At 73.0% G+C, this 15,794-nt stretch carries 21 protein-coding genes; 9 read left to right on the top strand and 12 right to left on the bottom strand.

Features of this window, described 5'->3' with window-relative positions; translation table 11 throughout:
- Positions 1-47 precede the first annotated feature (47 nt).
- Positions 48-557 carry a pyridoxamine 5'-phosphate oxidase family protein gene (locus ACFXOZ_RS25505; protein ID WP_380592832.1) on the bottom strand — a complete coding sequence of 170 codons (510 nt, stop codon included), beginning with the start codon at positions 555-557 and terminating at the stop codon, positions 48-50.
- A 360-nt stretch (positions 558-917) separates the two neighbouring features.
- Between ACFXOZ_RS25505 and ACFXOZ_RS25510 the strand changes: the two genes are divergently transcribed.
- Positions 918-1,295, top strand: coding sequence for a nuclear transport factor 2 family protein (locus tag ACFXOZ_RS25510; RefSeq protein ID WP_380408990.1), 378 nt, complete (start codon positions 918-920; stop codon positions 1,293-1,295).
- A 146-nt stretch (positions 1,296-1,441) separates the two neighbouring features.
- On the opposite strand, the gene ACFXOZ_RS25515 is transcribed toward ACFXOZ_RS25510, so the two are convergent.
- Complete coding sequence (locus tag ACFXOZ_RS25515) at positions 1,442-1,945, bottom strand: MarR family winged helix-turn-helix transcriptional regulator (RefSeq protein WP_380528613.1); 504 nt, start codon at positions 1,943-1,945, stop codon at positions 1,442-1,444.
- 86 nt (positions 1,946-2,031) lie between these two features.
- On the opposite strand from ACFXOZ_RS25515, the gene ACFXOZ_RS25520 reads away from it, so the two are divergent.
- Positions 2,032-2,538: a cupin domain-containing protein gene (locus ACFXOZ_RS25520; protein WP_063352400.1), complete on the top strand. Its 507-nt coding sequence runs from the start codon at positions 2,032-2,034 to the stop codon at positions 2,536-2,538.
- 45 nt (positions 2,539-2,583) lie between these two features.
- Entirely contained in the window at positions 2,584-3,003 is a 420-nt protein-coding gene (locus tag ACFXOZ_RS25525; protein WP_380528612.1) for a RidA family protein, read from the top strand.
- Between the two features lie 103 nt (positions 3,004-3,106).
- Here the strand turns inward: ACFXOZ_RS25525 and ACFXOZ_RS25530 are convergent, their stop codons facing one another.
- The 4 genes from ACFXOZ_RS25530 to ACFXOZ_RS25545 all read right to left on the bottom strand — a co-directional run bounded on the left by ACFXOZ_RS25530 (position 3,107) and on the right by ACFXOZ_RS25545 (position 6,416).
- Positions 3,107-3,316, bottom strand: coding sequence for a DUF6243 family protein (locus ACFXOZ_RS25530; protein WP_380528610.1), 210 nt, complete (start codon positions 3,314-3,316; stop codon positions 3,107-3,109).
- A 272-nt stretch (positions 3,317-3,588) separates the two neighbouring features.
- Complete coding sequence (locus ACFXOZ_RS25535) at positions 3,589-5,427, bottom strand: glycoside hydrolase family 15 protein (RefSeq protein ID WP_380592835.1); 1,839 nt, start codon at positions 5,425-5,427, stop codon at positions 3,589-3,591.
- A 131-nt stretch (positions 5,428-5,558) separates the two neighbouring features.
- Positions 5,559-5,771, bottom strand: a complete 213-nt coding sequence (locus tag ACFXOZ_RS25540) for a hypothetical protein (RefSeq protein WP_380528606.1) — start codon at positions 5,769-5,771, stop codon at positions 5,559-5,561.
- Between the two features lie 255 nt (positions 5,772-6,026).
- Entirely contained in the window at positions 6,027-6,416 is a 390-nt protein-coding gene (locus tag ACFXOZ_RS25545) for a DUF5958 family protein (protein ID WP_380592837.1), read from the bottom strand.
- Positions 6,417-6,614: 198 nt separating this feature from the next.
- Between ACFXOZ_RS25545 and ACFXOZ_RS25550 the strand changes: the two genes are divergently transcribed.
- Together ACFXOZ_RS25550 and ACFXOZ_RS25555 are read left to right on the top strand one after the other, a co-directional pair.
- Positions 6,615-7,052 carry a PPOX class F420-dependent oxidoreductase gene (locus tag ACFXOZ_RS25550; protein WP_380528602.1) on the top strand — a complete coding sequence of 146 codons (438 nt, stop codon included), beginning with the start codon at positions 6,615-6,617 and terminating at the stop codon, positions 7,050-7,052.
- A 214-nt stretch (positions 7,053-7,266) separates the two neighbouring features.
- The gene (locus ACFXOZ_RS25555; RefSeq protein WP_380592839.1) at positions 7,267-7,821 is read left to right on the top strand and encodes a hypothetical protein; all 555 of its coding nucleotides are present in this window, start codon (positions 7,267-7,269) and stop codon (positions 7,819-7,821) included.
- Positions 7,822-7,873: 52 nt separating this feature from the next.
- Here ACFXOZ_RS25555 and ACFXOZ_RS25560 read toward each other — a convergent pair whose 3' ends face one another.
- Both ACFXOZ_RS25560 and ACFXOZ_RS25565 read right to left on the bottom strand, forming a co-directional pair.
- The gene (locus ACFXOZ_RS25560; RefSeq protein WP_380592841.1) at positions 7,874-8,239 is read right to left on the bottom strand and encodes a hypothetical protein; all 366 of its coding nucleotides are present in this window, start codon (positions 8,237-8,239) and stop codon (positions 7,874-7,876) included.
- A 59-nt stretch (positions 8,240-8,298) separates the two neighbouring features.
- The gene (locus tag ACFXOZ_RS25565; protein ID WP_380592843.1) at positions 8,299-8,793 is read right to left on the bottom strand and encodes a ricin-type beta-trefoil lectin domain protein; all 495 of its coding nucleotides are present in this window, start codon (positions 8,791-8,793) and stop codon (positions 8,299-8,301) included.
- 434 nt (positions 8,794-9,227) lie between these two features.
- Between ACFXOZ_RS25565 and ACFXOZ_RS25570 the strand changes: the two genes are divergently transcribed.
- The 3 genes from ACFXOZ_RS25570 to ACFXOZ_RS25580 all read left to right on the top strand — a co-directional run bounded on the left by ACFXOZ_RS25570 (position 9,228) and on the right by ACFXOZ_RS25580 (position 11,922).
- Positions 9,228-9,632: a hypothetical protein gene (locus ACFXOZ_RS25570; RefSeq protein WP_380528591.1), complete on the top strand. Its 405-nt coding sequence runs from the start codon at positions 9,228-9,230 to the stop codon at positions 9,630-9,632.
- A 102-nt stretch (positions 9,633-9,734) separates the two neighbouring features.
- Complete coding sequence (locus ACFXOZ_RS25575; RefSeq protein WP_380592845.1) at positions 9,735-10,631, top strand: hypothetical protein; 897 nt, start codon at positions 9,735-9,737, stop codon at positions 10,629-10,631.
- A 562-nt stretch (positions 10,632-11,193) separates the two neighbouring features.
- Positions 11,194-11,922 (top strand): alpha/beta hydrolase family protein, encoded by a 729-nt coding sequence (locus ACFXOZ_RS25580; RefSeq protein ID WP_380592846.1) that lies wholly within the window; start codon positions 11,194-11,196, stop codon positions 11,920-11,922.
- 67 nt (positions 11,923-11,989) lie between these two features.
- On the opposite strand, the gene ACFXOZ_RS25585 is transcribed toward ACFXOZ_RS25580, so the two are convergent.
- The gene (locus ACFXOZ_RS25585; RefSeq protein ID WP_380592848.1) at positions 11,990-12,760 is read right to left on the bottom strand and encodes a phytanoyl-CoA dioxygenase family protein; all 771 of its coding nucleotides are present in this window, start codon (positions 12,758-12,760) and stop codon (positions 11,990-11,992) included.
- A 141-nt stretch (positions 12,761-12,901) separates the two neighbouring features.
- Between ACFXOZ_RS25585 and ACFXOZ_RS25590 the strand changes: the two genes are divergently transcribed.
- Entirely contained in the window at positions 12,902-13,492 is a 591-nt protein-coding gene (locus ACFXOZ_RS25590) for a TetR/AcrR family transcriptional regulator (RefSeq protein ID WP_380532839.1), read from the top strand.
- Here ACFXOZ_RS25590 and ACFXOZ_RS25595 read toward each other — a convergent pair.
- The 3 genes from ACFXOZ_RS25595 to ACFXOZ_RS25605 all read right to left on the bottom strand — a co-directional run.
- Positions 13,458-14,090 carry a hypothetical protein gene (locus ACFXOZ_RS25595; protein ID WP_380532837.1) on the bottom strand — a complete coding sequence of 211 codons (633 nt, stop codon included), beginning with the start codon at positions 14,088-14,090 and terminating at the stop codon, positions 13,458-13,460. The genes ACFXOZ_RS25590 and ACFXOZ_RS25595 overlap by 35 nt on opposite strands.
- Positions 14,051-14,410 (bottom strand): VOC family protein, encoded by a 360-nt coding sequence (locus ACFXOZ_RS25600; protein ID WP_380592850.1) that lies wholly within the window; start codon positions 14,408-14,410, stop codon positions 14,051-14,053. The genes ACFXOZ_RS25595 and ACFXOZ_RS25600 overlap by 40 nt, the downstream gene beginning before the upstream one ends.
- A gap of 187 nt (positions 14,411-14,597) precedes the next feature.
- Positions 14,598-15,794 (bottom strand): MFS transporter (locus ACFXOZ_RS25605; RefSeq protein WP_380592852.1); only part of this gene is annotated, 1,197 nt, incomplete at its 5' end.

A 15,794-nucleotide genomic window follows, 5' to 3' on the forward strand; every position in this document is an offset into this window, starting at 1 on the left:
TGGCTCCGTCGGCCGCGGCTGCGGGCCGGTGCCGACGGCACGCCAGGTCAGTCCGCGCTGTCGGCGGCGGGGGCGGCGGGGGCGGCCGCCGGTTCGGCGGGCTCGGTGAAGTCGGCGGCGAAGGCCGAGAAGTCGGCGGTCCGCCAGCGCTGCGGGCGAAGCCGGAACAGGATGTCGTCCTTGAGCTGGTCGGCGGTGGCGGCGAGGTAGCCGCGGGCCTCGTCCGGGTCCAGGTAGCGGTGCGCCAGGGCGTCCCGGACGGCCGGCGGCACCGGGTCCTCGACGGCGACGACCGGCCCTTCGACGCTCACGTACCGGTAGGGCCGCCGCTCGTCCTGCACGCAGAGGCTGAACCGGCCGGCGGCGCGCAGGAGTCGGCCCTTGACCGTCTCGCGCCCCGTCTGGACGAGGACCTCGCCCCCGGGCTCGTAGCCGTACCAGACCGGCACGCACAGGGGCGCCCGGTCGCCTTCTCTGGGGTCCGCGACGCTCAGCACCCCGACCCGGCGGTCGGCGAGGAAGGTCTCCCGGGCGTCCTGCGACATGGTGGGCAGCATGAGTCGATCCCCTTTACGGATAAGGACGTTGAGACCCGCAGCGGCTACTCGTCAGCCGTGGCCGCGACGGACGGCACAGCACTCGCCGGCGGGATGGGAGGGCAGCCACTCGATCGCGTGGCCGCGCCACCGGAGACGACGGCGGGCCGTTCGTCTCCGTAGGAACAGCATGACGGTACTGGCACGTACAGTGACGGAGAGATCACGCTACTGTCGTGAACATGTCACTCACTGGCCTGAACTGACCTGAACCGCACCACCACCCCCTCCCGCACCCTCCGTCGCGTGCGGGACGCCCAACCGTGATCGGAAAGCGGCTCGTGGGACGAACGCCCGGGCAACAGCTGGTATGACTGGGGGATGCAGGAAGAGACGGCACGCTCCGCGATCGATACCTTCATCTCCGCGTTCAACGCCTCGGACGACAGCTATGTCACCGCCCTCCTCTCCCAGGCGCTGACCTCGGACGTGGTCTTCTGGGGGCCACTGGGTCGCAGCGAGGGAATCGCGGCGGTCGAGCGGTTCGTACTGGACCTCCGGCGCCACCCGGCGGGGACCGGCACGATGGCGCGCTGCTCGGAGGTGGACATGCCGGACGAGTGGGCCCGGTACCGGTGGGTCTTCACCACCCCGGACGGCGGCCCCCGCCTGGCGGGGACGGACGTCGTCCATCTGCGACGGAGCCTCATCGACCAGGTCATCGTCTTCGCCGGGGAGTTGGAGCCGTCCCCCTCCTGACGCGCTGGTGATGCGCGGCGCGAGGGTCCCGGACGGGGGGCGCCGGCCGGGCAGGCCGATCGCCGCCCGGCCGACGACCGTGGCCACCGCCGCGACGGAAGCGGAGTACGTCGAGGCGCGGTAGTCGTCACGGACGGCACGGGCCGTCAGGGCGCCGGACTCTCCGCGCCCTCGACGTCGGCGAGCAGCTTGCGCAGGATCATGTCCAGGGCGGCCCGCTCCTCGCCCGAGAGGGCGGAGAGCAGCGTGGTCTCGTTGGCCGCGTGGTCGGTGAAGGCGGCGTCCACGAGGGCGCGTCCGGCCGCCGTGAGGGCGATGCGGACGCTGCGCCGGTCCGCCGGGTCGGTGCGGCGTTCCACCAGGCCCGCCGATTCCAGCCGGTCGATCCGGCTGGTCATGCCGGCCCGTGACATCAGCAGCAGCGCGGCGAGTTCGGAAGGCATCAGTTCGTACGGCGCGCCGGAGCGGCGCAGGGTGGCGAGAACGTCGAACTCGCCGCGCTGGAGGCCGTGGTGCTTGAACACCTCTTCGACGACCCGGCCCGCGAGCAGCGCGAAGCGGCCGAGGCGGCCGACGATGCCGACCGCCGCCAGGTCGAGGTCCGGGCGCTCCCGGCCCCACTGGTCGAGCATGACGTCCACGTGATCCATGGGGGCATATTACTTCGGCGCGGGATAGTTAGACGTAGTACTATCAGCCAGAGAACTATCTGAGCACGCACTGTGGGGAGAGGCCAATGACGTTGATCGGACCGGAAGCCGTGGTGGTGCGGGGCGACGAAGCCGAGACCGTCGGAATGCTCGGCGGCAAGGGGCGGCTGCTGGCGGACTCCAGCGCCACCGGCGGCGCCCTGAGCACCCTGCGCGTCACACTGGGGCGCGGCAAGGACGGCGCCACTCCGCACTACCACGGGGGCTCCTCGGAGCTGTTCTTCGTCGTCGACGGCTCGGCCCAGGTGCTGGTCGGGAACGAGGTGGTCACCGCCCGCAGCGGCGACCTCGTGGTGGTGCCGCCCCATCTGCCGCACGCCTTCGCGGCGGCTCCGGACTCCGGGGCGGACCTGCTGATCGTGATCACCCCCGGGGTGGAGCGCTTCGACTACTTCCGCCTGCTGGAGCGGATCCGCGCGGGCGAGGCGACGGTCGAGGAACTCCTCGCCAAGCAGGACCTCTTCGACAACCACTTCCTGGAGTCGCCGAGTTGGCGCGACGCCCGGGAGGAAGCCGCCCGGTCCGAGCCGTAGACCGCCCCGGCACCCAGCTCGGCCCGACACCAGGGAAGGAACCCCGTGACCGACACCCGCACCATCACCAACCCGCCCGGCCTGCACGACCCGACGCCGTTCGGCTACAGCCACGCCGCCTCCGCGCCCGGCGAACCGGTCTTCATCGGCGGCCAGTACGCCTCCGACGCCGGCGGCCAGGTCGTGCCCGGCGACTTCGCCGCCCAGGTGGAGCTCGCCCTCGCCAACCTGCGCACCGCGCTCGCCGGGGTCGGCCTCGGCTTCGAGCACGTGGTCCGGCTCGGCTCGTACATCGTCGACCACGACCTGGAGAAGCTGGCCGTCCTCGGCAGGGCCCTGGCCGGGGCCTGGGGCGACCGGCTGCCCGCGCAGACGCTCAGCGGGGTCGCCTCGCTCGCCCTGCCGGGGATGCTCTTCGAGATCGACGCGGTCGCCGTCCGGCCGGCGGCGGGGGCAGCGGGCTGACCCGCCTACGCGAAGGGGTCCCACCGGTCGGTGGGACCCCTTCGCCGTACCGGAGCCCTGCCCCGTGCGGTGCCGCGCTGCAGCGGCGCGCTGCGGTGGTGCGTCAGCCCTGTGCGGTGTCGCCGTCCGCCCGCTCGGCGCCCTCGGCCGTTCCTGCCTTCTCGCGCATCTTGCGCACCAGCTCGGCCTTCTGGTCGGCTGCACCCTGGCGGTCGAGGTTGCGGTGCGGGCCGTTGTTCTGCCGTTCGGCGCGGGACAGCCTCTTGCGCTGGCCGCCGCCCATGCCCACGGGGTTGTTGATGTTCTTGCTCACGGTCTTGGGTTCTCCCGGTGGTGAAGTGAAGTGAAGTGAAGCGGTCTACGGATTCATCGGTGGGGGACGGGCGGCGACGTCGAAGGACGTCAGCAGGGGCCCATCACGCGCTCACTCGTAGATCGGCGTCTGGAAGCACACGAGGAAGACGTTACCTGGTTCCGTCGGCCCCGCACACCAACCAACCGGCCGGCCCTCCTCCGCCCCGACGATCAGGAGGCCGAGGTCGCCCGGGGACACGGAATCCGGGATCCCACGCTCCGTCGCCCGGCTCAGCCGAGGGCGCGGTCGAGGTTGAAGGCCGCGCTGATCAGTGACAGGTGGGTGAACGCCTGGGGGAAGTTGCCGAGTTGCTCGCCGGTGCGGCCGATCTCCTCGGCGTAGAGGCCGAGGTGGTTGCCGTAGGTGAGCATCTTCTCGAAGGCCAGCCGGGCCTCCTCCAGGCGGCCGGCCCGGGTGAGTGCCTCGACGTACCAGAAGGAGCAGATCGAGAAGGTGCCCTCGGTGCCGTGCAGGCCGTCCGGGCTGGCCGCCGGGTCGTAGCGGTAGACCAGGGAGTCGGAGACCAGGTCCCGGGTGAGCGCGTCCAGGGTCGCCAGCCACTTGGGGTCGGTGGGCGAGACGAACTTGGCCATCGGCATCATCAGCACCGAGGCGTCCAGGACGTCGGCGCCCAGGGACTGGACGAACGCGCCGCGTTCGGCGGACCAGCCCTCCCGCATGATCTGCCGGTAGATCGCGTCCCGGTTCCGCAGCCAGCGGCCGAGGTCCGCGGGCAGGCCGCGCCGGTTGGCCATCCGGATCGCCCGCTCGATCGCGACCCAGCACATCAGCCGCGAGTAGACGAAGTCCCGCCGGCCGCCCCTGGTCTCCCAGATGCCCTCGTCGGGCTGGTCCCAGTGGTCGCAGAGCCAGTCCACGACGGCGCCGACCTCGTCCCAGTGGTCGCTGCTGATCGGCTGCCCCCACTTGTCGTACAGGTAGACGGAGTCGATCAGCGCCCCGTAGATGTCCAGTTGGAGCTGGTGGGTGGCGCCGTTCCCGACCCGTACCGGCGCCGAGCCCAGATGCCCTTCGAGGTGGTCCAGTTCGGACTCGGGAAGGTCCTTGCGCCCGTCGATGCCGTACATGATCTGCAGCGGGCCGGACGGGCCGGCGCCCCGCATGATGCCGCGCTCGGACAGGAAGGCCATGAACGCCTCGGCCTCCGAGGTGAAGCCCAGGCGGAGCATGGCGTAGACGCAGAAGGCCGCGTCGCGCACCCACACGTACCGGTAGTCCCAGTTGCGTTCGCCGCCGATCCGCTCGGGCAGGCTGGTCGTCGGCGCGGCCACGATCGCGCCGGTCGGCGCGTAGGTGAGCAGCTTCAACAGCAGCGCGGAGCGGTGCACCATCTCCCGCCAGCGGCCGCGGTAGCGCGAGCGGCTCAGCCAGTCGCACCAGAACCGGACGGTCGCCTCGAACTGCGCCTCCGCCTCGGCGTGCGGACACGCCCGCGGGCGGACGTCCTCACCGATCCGGTCCAGCGCGAACACCACGGACTCGCCCTCCAGGAGCTTGAAGTGCGAGCGGACGTCCCGGCCGTCGCCCTCCAGCGGCACGGTCGACGTCAGCGCCAGGGCCATCGACGGGGCCTCGAAGACGGCCTCACCCGCCCGCACCCGCACCGTGTGCGGCTCCGCTCCGTAACCGAAGCGGGGCGCGATCCGGGCCGCGAACGGCAGTGTCCCGCGTACGCACACCACCCGCCGGATCAGCCGGTGCCGGGAGGCCTCGCGGGACTCGTCGACGACCGGCATGAAGTCCTGGATCTCCGCCACGCCGTCGGCCGCGTAGAACCGCGTGATCAGCACATTGGTGTCGGGGAAGTAGAACTGCCGGGTCCGGGCCGGCACGTCGGCGGCCAGCTCGAAGGAGCCGCCCCGCTCGGCGTCCAGGATGGACCCGAACACGCTGGGCGCGTCGAACCGCGGGCAGCAGTACCAGTCGATGGTGCCGTCCGTCCCCACCAGCGCGGCCGTACGGAGATCACCGATCAACCCGTGCTCGGCGATCGGCAGATAGCACGCTCCGCCCCCGCCCCCACCTCTGGATCCGGCCTCGAACTCCATGCCGGCCTCCCTACCGTTTCAGCGAGGGAAGGTACGGGCCGCAGCGGACCTCGCCTCTCATGGTAGATCGCCCCCGGCGTTCGGCACGGCGGGCCGGGCAGCGGCCGCTCCCCCGACACGGCCACCGCCCGTCACGCGGTGGTGTGCCAGGACCGGCAGGCGGGCTCGTGCCAGGTGGTGCGGACGGCCCGGCCGCTCCGGGTGAGGTGTTCGCTGGACCACGTGCGGCAGCACCGGCCGACCGGCGGAGCCGGGACCGGCTGCCGCACGGGCCGGGCCTGGGCGGCGGACGCGGGCGCGGTGGAACGGCGGCGGTGGCGGCGGGTGATCCCGGGTGTCGTCATGTCGCAGGCTCTGCCCACCGGGCCGCCCAGCCGAACCCCGCGCTCACCCGAACGGCGCAATCCGTGCGCTCTCGGCGAAGTGACCACCCCGCCGTCGTCCCGAAACCGCCGGGCTCCTCGCGGCCGGGGTCGGGGCCGGAGTCGGGGTCGGGGTCGCGGCCGGAGTCGGGGTCGCGGCCGGAGTCGGGGTCGCGGCCGGAGTCGGGGTCGCGGCCGGAGTCGGGGTCGCGGCCGGAGTCGGGGTCGCGGCCGGAGTCAGGTTCCCACGTGGTGCCAGGCGTGCCCACACCCGCCCGCGCAGAAGACGGCCCGCCGACGCTCGTCGGCGACACCGAGGAACGCCACCAGCAGCCGGAACGCCTTGGCCCGTTCGTCCTGCGGAAGGTCGGCGATCTTCACCAGCTGCTCGCCGATGCGCCCGCGCACGAGCAGGACGGCCGGGGTGTGGGTGGGCCTGATCCCGGCCCGGCGGATGCTCTCCGGGCCGTCCTCGCCGGTGGCCCGGGCCTGGAGGCAGAACTCCGCCAGCATGCGCAGGACTTCGCACTGCTCGGCGTCGGCCAGGCCCTCGAACCAGCTCAGGCCCTCACCGAGTGGCCGGACGCCCTGCGCCAACTCGTCGAGGACGACCGTGCGTCCGTCCATCCCGTCCCTCCCCCGATCCACCTGGTGGCCGACCGCGCGGGGCCGTCGCACCGGATCGCACTGTACCGCCCGGTACTGGAACGGGAAGTCGGCCCGGTCGACTTCCCGTTCCAGCGCGAGAGGCTCGCTACGCTGAGGCGGCATCAGACGGGCGGCACCCGTCAGGGGCCGCCGCGGAACGACGAGAGAGGACGGCCGGTGGACATCTGGACGGAGGACCTCCGGGCGCGGCTGGCGCAGCCGTGGATCTGGTTCGTGGCGACGACCGGGGTGGACGGTGCTCCGCACGTCACGCCGATGTGGGTCGGTCTGGAGGGCGAGCGGGTGTACTTCAACACCTCCGTCGGCCGGATCAAGGAGCGCAACCTGCGCCACGACCCCCGGGTCTGCCTCTCCGCCTCCGACCCGGCCGATCCGTACGACCGGGTCCAGATCCACGGCCGGGCCGTCGAGTTCGTGACCGGCGAGCAGGCCGACCGGCAGATGGACCGCCTCGCCCGCAAGTACCTCGGCGTCGAGGAGTACGGCTGGCGCATCCCCGGCGAGCGGCGGGTCACCGTGTTCGTCGAGCCCACCCGGATCCGCCGGGTCGTCGGGGTCGAACCGCTGCCGGCCGCCGCCCGGGCCACCGACTGACCGTGCCCTCCTCGGCGTCAGCGGCCGCACTGGCGCCGGAACGGGCGGTGGCAGCGGGGTCGGTGGTGGTTCACGACGGTGGGCGCCGCCGGGGGCATCGAGTTGACGGGATCGTTCGTCCTCGGAAGCATGTGTGGCCGCGTGCCTGCGCGGCTGGGCGCAGGCCGGTTCTCCGGGATGTGGGGTCATGGTGTTGGTGAGGTCCGGGCGGGGCGTGGCAAGGGCGGGGCTGGCCGTCGGAGCGGCGATGGTGCTGGCGGTCTGCACGGCCGGCGGGGCCGACGCCGCGCAGGCCGGTGCGCCGTCGCCCGGGCAACCCGCGGCGTCCGCCGCCCCGCCCTCCTCGCCCTCCGCGACCTCCGTCCGGATCACGGAGGGCGAGGTCGGCGAGGTGGGTCCGCGGGGGACGATCACCTACCCGTCGGTGACCAGCTGCCTGGTCGTCACCGTCCTGCTGCGGGACGGCGGCAAGGTCGGTGGCCATGCAAGCCTGTTCCAGGTCCCGGGGAAGTACAGCTCGGACGAGATCCTCCCCGCCATCAGGCGGGCCGTCGGCCACCGGCCGGTGCAGTCCGTCGACGTCAGCGGGGCCGTCGGGGCCTGGAACCCCTCGTACTTCCGGAAGGCCGTCGAGCGGTACACCGACACGGCCCCGCCCGGGCCGACCGGCGACGCGCAGGGGATCGGCGACGCGGTGGCCCGCCTGCTGGGCCAGCCGCGCGGGAAGGTCACCGTCCAGGACCTGCCGGACGGCGACATCACGAGGTGAGACGCGGCCGACCGCCCGGCCCCGCGGGCCGGGCGGTCGGAAACGGCACCGGTCAGTACGAGACGCTGGTGGCACATCGGCCGGTGTCGCCGTTGCACACCACGACGTGCGAGGTGATCCCGGCGTCCAGCAGGGTGTCGGTCCAGGCCGTGTCGTGAGGGATGTTGGTCCAGTTGCTGGAGCTCCCGCCGTTGGACTGCGAGAGCACCACGCTGCACGCGTTGCCCCCGGTGGAGATCGCGTAGCCCTGTACGTGGTCGTGCCCGCTGTAGAACGAGACCACCATGCCCCCGGCACAACCGGGGACGTTGGCCGGGTAGGTGGTGTCGGCCGACGCGATCCCGGTGCTGAGGCCCAAGCCGACCGCGGCGACGGCCGCGACGGCGCCGAGGCGGACGGCGGTGCGCTTCGTGATCATCGGTGTCTCCTGGTGTTGTCGGTGGTTGCTCTGGTTGCTGTCCGGTTCCGGCCCGCGCGCTACCGCGTCAGGTACCAGCTCTGGTACGGGTTGTTGCTGTTGCAGCCCTCCTCGTGGAACAGGTAGGGGCTGTTGTTGCCGTTGTCCAGACAGGAACGCACGGCGAAGTTGAAGAACTGGGTGCCGTACGCGCCGTTGGTCATCGCCCAGATCTGGTAGGGGTCCTTGTCGTCGCAGGACTTCATCTGGACCGTGCCGGAGCTCATCGCCCGCATGCAGCGCCCGCTGCTGTCGTTGCGGAGCTGGACGTTCGGGTAACCCGTGTCGGGCGCGGCGGACGCGACCTTCCAGCGGAGGTTGGCCGCGCCGGTGCTGTAGGTGGTCGAGCTCAGCTCGTAGCTGCCGTACACGCTCCCGAGGTGGTGATCGATGAACTTGACGCTGCCGATGACCAGGTTGTCCTGGTTGTAGTAGGCGTTCGCCGTTCCCGACGCGCCGATCACCGTGACGAGTGCGGCCGCCACACCGAGCACGGCCGTGTACCGGTACCTCATTCGTTGCCCCCCAGTCGGTAGGAATCGCCGTCGCCGGCGCGGGGTCCATCCTCACCGCGGCCCGTACGGACCGACCACGACGTTCACCCGACGTTGACCGGACACTTCCGCCGGGAGGCCGTCAGCGCGGTCCGTGCGGCGGCCAGGGGCCGGCCAGCAGCCGTTCGGCCTCCGCCACGATCGCGGCGCCGAGCTCGCCGAACGTGCGGATCCGCTCGCCCGCCGGGCCGTCGCACCCGGTGTCCGGGGTCGCGAGCGTGGTGGGCTGAATGCACTTCCGAAACTATTTCAATACGATCACAAGATGAGGCAAAGACGCCGTAAAGCAGATGATCGTGCAGGTCCGGGTGATTTCCCGGGATAACCTTGCGGCGCTTTGGGCGGCCCCTGCCGGGATTTCCGCCGCCCGTGTCGTTCCCCTGGGGAGTCATTTCATGAAGAAGTTCCTTGCCGCCCTCGCCGTGGCCGGCACCGCCGCCACCTCGGTGGTCGTGCTGGCGCCCGCCGCCTCGGCCGCCGGCTGCGTGCCCAACAGCATCACCAGCCAGGGCACCACGTTGAACAACGTCACGGTCCTCACCAAGTCCAACTCCCCGTGCCACGACGTCAACGTCTCCTGGTCGAACAACCCGTGGGGCAAGTACTCCGGCTACGCCGGCTACTACCGGAAGTCCTCCGGCAGTGGCTGGATCGGCGCCTCGCGCGGCTACGTCCAGTTGGACAACGGGACCCATGACATCAACGACCCCGCCAACACCCTGATCACCGACCTGAGCCCCGGCACCCAGTTCACCGTGATCAGCCGCAACCCGGGTGACCAGCTCGTCGTCGTGCACTGACGCCCCCCCCGTGGCCCCCGCCCGGACAGCGGGCGGGGGCCACGGTGCTTTCGCGCCCATCACCGCTCCCGTCCTCCCCCGCCCCGCCGGAGTCCTCCGCCCATGCCCCGCGTCCACCGGCGTCCGCGCCGCACCACCGCCCCGCACCCGGCGGCCGGACTGCTCTGCGCCGCCCTGGCCCTGACGACCGGATGCTCGGCCGCCGGCCCGGGAGCCACGGCCGCCACCGCGCCGCCCTCCGCCGAACGGGCCGCCGTGGACTACCGGTTGCCGACGGACCTCACCCCGATGCTGCTGCCGGCCAACGGCGCGGACACCCGGCTCACCCAGGGGCTCGACGGCTTCACCGCCCTGGTCCGGGACCGGGCGATGCGCGACTGCCTGGCCACCGCCCGCGTCCAGGTGCCCGACGCCCCGCCCCCGATGTTCATCCGTCAGTTCGAGATCCCCGACCTGGCCCACATCGCCCGCCACGGGTTCAGCCCGAGCACCGTCCCGACCGCCCCCACCCCGGCAGCGGTGCCCACGGCGTCCGCCGACCCGGCCGCCCAGCAGCGCTGCGACCGGGAGGGCGCGACCGCCTCCGACCACCTGCGCTCCGGCTACGGGCCCTTGCAGTCCGCCTGGCTCACCGGCCTCGCCGTCCTGGAACGGGACGAAGCGGTGCTCGCCGCCCGACGGGAGCTGCCGGACTGCCTGGCCGGGCAGGGCGTCCGGGCCGACGGCGAGCAGCACTTCTTCGACCAGGTGGACCGCGCCCTCCAGAGCGCCCCGACCGAGGAGGCCGCCCGCGCCGAGGACCGCCGCCTCGGCGCGGCCTACGCCCTCTGCATGCGGCCGGTCGAGGCGGCCCGCGAGCCGCTGCGCGCCGCACTGCGGGACACCTTCGTCCGGGAGCACGGGGCCGAGCTGGCCCGGGTGCGCGACGCGCTGCCCGGGCGGGTCGCCGAGCTGGAGCAGCGCTACTCGATCCGGTTCGGGGTGCCCGTCGAGGCGTGACCGGCCGGGGGACCGGGCGACCGTAGTACTGGCGTATGAATCCGGTACCCCACGGAGGCTACGAGCGACAACAGGACGGTTACCTCTGCGGGTTAATCCGATCCGGAGCCGCGGGATCTAGCGTCCCTCCCATGAAACGCAATCACCGCATGGGCGCTGTCGCAGCGTTGGCGCTCGCCGCCCTCGTCACCGGAACCGGCGCCGGGTTCGCCGCCACGACCGCGCCGGCGGCCACACCGGCGGCCACGCGGACCTTCCAAGGCGCACTCCCCGCACCGACCGGCCCCTACGCCGCCGGCGAGGACGTCATCCACCTCACCGACGAGAGCCGTCCCGACCCGTGGGTGCCGTCGTCCGGCCCCCGCCAACTGGCCGTCACGATGGTCTACCCGGCCGTCCCCGGGACCGGCACTCCGGCCCCTTACACGACCCTCGCCGAGGCAGCCGGGATCCTCCAGCGCCGGAACTGCCGGCGAGCTCCGGCGTCACCCCGCAGACCCTTTCCAGCGTCACCACCCACGCCTTCGACGGCGCGCGGCCGCAGCGCGGCAAGCATCCGCTGGTGGTCCTCTCCCCCGCGTTCGAGAACCCGCGCATGACGCTCACCTCGCTCGCGACCGAGCTGGCCAGTCACGGTTACGTCGTCGCGCTCGTCGGCGACACCAACGGGGACAGCGGTGAGACGCTGGCGAACGGCCGGACACCGCCGTGCGCGATCTGCGGTGACCCGACGAAGGTCGACGCCGTCCCCGCCAACCGTGCGCTGGACGCGTCCTTCGTGATCGACCGGTTAACGCACGGCAACACCGCGTGGCCCCTGGCGCACCTCATCGACAAGCACCAGATCGGCATGGCCGGACACTCCATCGGCGGAGCGGCGGCCGCCGACACGATGGTCGCCGACCCGCGCGTACGGGCCGGGGTGAACCTGGACGGCGCCTTCAAACCGGCCCCGGCGCCCGGCCGGATCGACCGGCCGTTCCTCATGCTGGGCATCACCGACAGCCACTCGCCCAGCGGCACCGACACCACGTGGGGGGACGCCTGGGCGGCCCTCGGCGGCTACAAGAAGTGGCTGACGGTCGCCGGCGCCGACCACTTCAGCTTCTCCGACCTGGACCTGATCCAGGAGCAGGCCGGGTTCCCGACGCCGCCCCTCTCCCCGGAGCGCGGGGTGGCGATCACCCGCGCGTACGTGACGGCGTTCTTCGACCGGACGCTGGAGGGGATCCCCAGCCCGCTGCTGGACGGCCCCTCGGCGGACAATCCGGAAGTGGTCTTCCAGGACTAGTTCAGCGCCCGTGCACCCACCCCCGCGTCCTGAACCGGGTGGCCCGCCAGGGTGTGTCAGACACACCCTAGGACAGCCCCAGGCCCCGGCGGATCGCGAGCTCCACCGGCGAGTAGGCGCCGTCGGCCCGCTCCAGCTCGTACGGTGCGGCCGGCATCAGCGGCGGCTGAGCCATGAAGCGCGGCCGCAGCCCGTGGTGCGGCTGCGCCGCGTGCACCAGGAACGGGTGGCACAGGTAGACGTCGCCCGGGGAGCCGGTGGCGAAGGCGAGCGGCCGGTGGTCGGAGGCGGCCACCAGGGCGGGGGCGAGCGCCAACCCGCTCGCGCCGTCCTCCCCGTACTCCGCCAGCACCTTCGGCGCGTCGAGGTGCGAGCCGACCCTGATCCGGGTCGGGGCGTCCTCCTCGCCGACCTCGCTGAACAGGAACAGCATCAGCAGCGCCCGGTCCCGGGAGCGCAGGTTCGTGAAGTACCAGGTCTCGCCGGCCGGCAGGTAGCTCCCCTCGATGTGCCAGCCCGCGTCGTCCGGCTCCTCCGGGTGCGGGAAGCGCAGCGGGAAGGTGCCGAGCGAGTAGCGCGGCTCCCAGCGCCCGGCACCGACCAGCAGGTCGTACGCGTGGTGCAGCGCCGGGGAGTTGGGGGCGGCGGCGAACGGGCCCTGGGCCAGGCCGCCCACCCGGTGGACGGGCTGGGTCCAGGTCGCCGGGTCGTCCGGGTCGCAGCCCGTCTCGCGCCACAGCAGCCGCTCGCAGTCGGCGGCCACCCGGGGCGCGACGGCGCCCTCCAGCTTCACGAAGCCGTCGCGGAGGAAGCGGGAGGTCAAGGTCGTGTCGTCCATGCCCCCATCCTGCGGCGCCACCGGCCCCGGTGACCCGACAGAAGCGGTGCGGGGGATGTCGGGTGACCGGGGCCGGTGGGAGGGGTGTCGGGCCGGTACCTTGTTGGCATACCTTCAGTACGTCAAGGACAGGGGGCCACGATGGCGCAGGGAGTGCGGGCCCGGCAGCGGGAGCAGACCCGGCAGTCGCTGCTGCGCGAGAGCAGGCGGCTGTTCTCGACGGAGGGGTACGGCGCCGTGGGGCTGGCGGAGATCGTGGCGGCGGCCGGGGTGACCAAGGGCGCGCTGTACCACCACTTCGACAGCAAGACCGCGTTGTTCCGCACCGTGCTGGAGCAGGTGCAGCAGGAGGTGGCCGAGCGGATCGCGGTGACCGCGGACGCCCGGGAGGAGCCGTGGGAGCAGCTGGTCGCCGGGTGCGAGGCCTTCCTCAGCACCTCCACCGACCCGTCGGTCCAGCGCATCCTGCTGGTCGACGGGCCTGCCGTGCTGGGCTGGAGCGAGTGGCGGGCCATGAACGAGGCCACCTCCGGCCGGCACCTGGCCGATGTGCTCGCCGTGCTGATCGCCGAGGGGACGATCCCCGCCCAGCCGGCCGCGCCGCTCACCCACCTGCTGTCGGGTGCGATGAACGAGGCGGCCCTGTGGCTGGCGGCCTCGGGCGGCCCCGACGACCTGGCGGACACCGTCCGGGCGCTCACCCGACTGCTTGAGGCGCTGCGCGCGCGGTGAGCCGGGACGGCTGCCGGTGGCGGTGCGCGCAGGGGTAGCAACCGCCTTGGCCGCGGCGGATGTTGTTGAGCATCGGGGTGCCGATGTGGCCGCACCGGGTGCAGCGGCAGCGCCACTGGTCGCGCACCCGGCCGGGGAAGGGCTCCAGCGGCTCCATGCCGACCGCGCGCATCTCGGCCACCGCGGCGGCCGGGTCCACCGGGGCGCGGCCCGCGCAGGTGAGGCAACCCCCGCCGCCCGCACGGATCTTGAACAGCCGGGGGTGGACGGTCCGGCCGCAGGGCAGGTGGCGGCAGCGCCAGCGCACCCGGGCGCCCGGGTAGGGGTCGAGCGGCTCGTATCCGGCCGCCCGCATGTCCGCCTCCGCGCGCTCCTGTCCGGCCGCGCGGCGCCGGCGGCCGGCGGCGGTGCGCCCGCACTCGCGGCAGCCGGCGCTCCGGCCGGTGCGCACCAGGGTGAAGGTGGGCGCGACGCGGTGGGCGCCGGCGGTGCAGCGGCAGTTCCAGGCCACGTTGGCGCCCGGGTAGGGCTCCAACGGCTCCAGGCCCGCCGCGCGCATCACCGCGGCCGCCGTGTCGGGATCGATTCTTCCTGCCATGGCACCTCTCCCCTTGGGTCCCTCGCAGTTGTCGGTACGACGTCGACGCGGACGCCGTTGGGGTCCACGACCGTTCGCCCGCCCCCGGTGTCCGCCTCCAGGACGATCCGCACCGCGCGCACCGGCCGTTTCCACTCCTCGGGCGCCTCCGGGTGGGACGGGTCCACGAGGGTGAGTTCGACGGGCCGGGGGGCGGGGCGGCCGAGGACGAGACACCAGGGCGCCTCGCGCACCGTCTCGAAGCCGAAGCGCCCGGCGTAGAACGCGCGGGTCTCGTCGAGGCGGGACGTACAGATCACCGGACGGAAGCTGGCCAGCATGGACGGCATCCCCATTCACGTACCAACGGTATGTCAACTGAACCTATTTGCGTACCGTCGGTATGTCAACACGGTCGGTGGCGGCCATCGCCGGACACGGCACGGCGGACGGCGTCCGGACATGCGCCGACGGCCGGTCCCGTCCCGGACCGGCCGTCGGGCGCTGCGGCTGCGCCGCCGACCGGCGCTACTCCACCGCGGCCACCACCGGCTCCGCGCCGGCCTCCTCCTCCGCCCCGGCCCCCGCCGGCGGGGCCTTGATCACCAGGACCACCAGCACCGCGCTGGCGAGTGCCAGCACGGCCCCGATCCCGCCGATGACGTTCATGCCGTCGGTGAACGCGGCCCGGGCGGAGTCCAGGAACGCGCCCGCCGCATCGGCGGGCAGGCCCTTGGCCGCCTCCATCGCCCCGGCGAGCGTGCCGGCCGCGTCGTCGGACACCCCGCCGGGCACCTCCACCCCGGCCCGGTAGACGGCCGCACCGAGGCTGCCGAGCAGCGCCACGCCGAGCGCCATGCCCAGCTCGGTGCTGGTCTCCGAGAGGGCCGAGGCCGCACCGGCCTGCTCCGGCGGGGCCGAGCCGACCACGATGTCCGTGCCGAGGGCCACCAGCGGGCCGCCGCCTGCGTAGACGAAGGCGAAGCCGGTGACCACCTGGGCGATGCCGGAGGTGCTGTCGGCCGTCGCCAGCATGACGTGGCCCAGCGCCGACACCGCCAGACCGGCCGCGACGACGTACGCGGGCCGCACCTTGGCCGCGGCGATCGGGGAGACCACCGAGGTGACGATCAGCGCGAAGGCCGCCGGCAGCAGGTAGAGGCCCGCCGTCATGGGCGACAGGTCGCCGACGAGCTGGAGGTACTGGGTGACGAACAGGTAGGTGCCGCCCGCCACCAGCATGCTGACCAGCAGGGTGGCCAGCGCGGTGCGGAAGGTGGGGCCGGCGAACAGCCGGAAGTCCAGCAGCGGGCTGGCCAGCGTGCGCTGGCGCCGGACGAAGGCGCCCGCCACGGCCAGGCCGACCACCAGGGCCAGCACCGGCAGCACGCCCGCCCCGCCCTTGGCGATCTCCTTGAGCCCGTAGATCACCGGCAGGATCGCGCCGAGCGACAGCAGCACGCTGGCCAGGTCGAGACGGCCGGCGTTCTCGTCGCGGTACTCCGGCAGCAGCACCGGGCCGGCGATCAGCAGCAGCGCCATGATCGGGATGGCCAGCAGGAAGACCGAGCCCCACCAGAAGTACTCCAGCATGGCGCCGCCGACCACCGGGCCGAGCGCGATGCCGACCGAGAACATCGTCACCCACACCGCGATGGCCATCCCGCGCTGGCGGGGGTCGGGGAACATCGTGGTGATCAGCGCCAGCGTGGAGGGCATCAGCGT

Source organism: Kitasatospora sp. NPDC059160, from assembly GCF_042755465.1.
In the GTDB taxonomy this organism is placed as follows: domain Bacteria; phylum Actinomycetota; class Actinomycetes; order Streptomycetales; family Streptomycetaceae; genus Kitasatospora.

What these genes read in the sequence shown, in the direction of transcription:
- ACFXOZ_RS25505 (WP_380592832.1), bottom strand. Translation starts at nt 557, where the DNA reads ATGCTGCCCACCATGTCGCAGGACGCCCGGGAGACCTTCCTCGCCGAC.
- ACFXOZ_RS25510 (WP_380408990.1), top strand. Translation starts at nt 918, where the DNA reads ATGCAGGAAGAGACGGCACGCTCCGCGATCGATACCTTCATCTCCGCG.
- ACFXOZ_RS25515 (WP_380528613.1), bottom strand. Translation starts at nt 1,945, where the DNA reads ATGGATCACGTGGACGTCATGCTCGACCAGTGGGGCCGGGAGCGCCCG.
- ACFXOZ_RS25520 (WP_063352400.1), top strand. Translation starts at nt 2,032, where the DNA reads ATGACGTTGATCGGACCGGAAGCCGTGGTGGTGCGGGGCGACGAAGCC.
- ACFXOZ_RS25535 (WP_380592835.1), bottom strand. Translation starts at nt 5,427, where the DNA reads ATGGAGTTCGAGGCCGGATCCAGAGGTGGGGGCGGGGGCGGAGCGTGC.
- ACFXOZ_RS25540 (WP_380528606.1), bottom strand. Translation starts at nt 5,771, where the DNA reads ATGACGACACCCGGGATCACCCGCCGCCACCGCCGCCGTTCCACCGCG.
- ACFXOZ_RS25545 (WP_380592837.1), bottom strand. Translation starts at nt 6,416, where the DNA reads ATGGACGGACGCACGGTCGTCCTCGACGAGTTGGCGCAGGGCGTCCGG.
- ACFXOZ_RS25560 (WP_380592841.1), bottom strand. Translation starts at nt 8,239, where the DNA reads ATGATCACGAAGCGCACCGCCGTCCGCCTCGGCGCCGTCGCGGCCGTC.
- ACFXOZ_RS25565 (WP_380592843.1), bottom strand. Translation starts at nt 8,793, where the DNA reads ATGAGGTACCGGTACACGGCCGTGCTCGGTGTGGCGGCCGCACTCGTC.
- ACFXOZ_RS25570 (WP_380528591.1), top strand. Translation starts at nt 9,228, where the DNA reads ATGAAGAAGTTCCTTGCCGCCCTCGCCGTGGCCGGCACCGCCGCCACC.
- ACFXOZ_RS25575 (WP_380592845.1), top strand. Translation starts at nt 9,735, where the DNA reads ATGCCCCGCGTCCACCGGCGTCCGCGCCGCACCACCGCCCCGCACCCG.
- ACFXOZ_RS25585 (WP_380592848.1), bottom strand. Translation starts at nt 12,760, where the DNA reads ATGGACGACACGACCTTGACCTCCCGCTTCCTCCGCGACGGCTTCGTG.
- ACFXOZ_RS25590 (WP_380532839.1), top strand. Translation starts at nt 12,902, where the DNA reads ATGGCGCAGGGAGTGCGGGCCCGGCAGCGGGAGCAGACCCGGCAGTCG.
- ACFXOZ_RS25595 (WP_380532837.1), bottom strand. Translation starts at nt 14,090, where the DNA reads ATGGCAGGAAGAATCGATCCCGACACGGCGGCCGCGGTGATGCGCGCG.
- ACFXOZ_RS25600 (WP_380592850.1), bottom strand. Translation starts at nt 14,410, where the DNA reads ATGCTGGCCAGCTTCCGTCCGGTGATCTGTACGTCCCGCCTCGACGAG.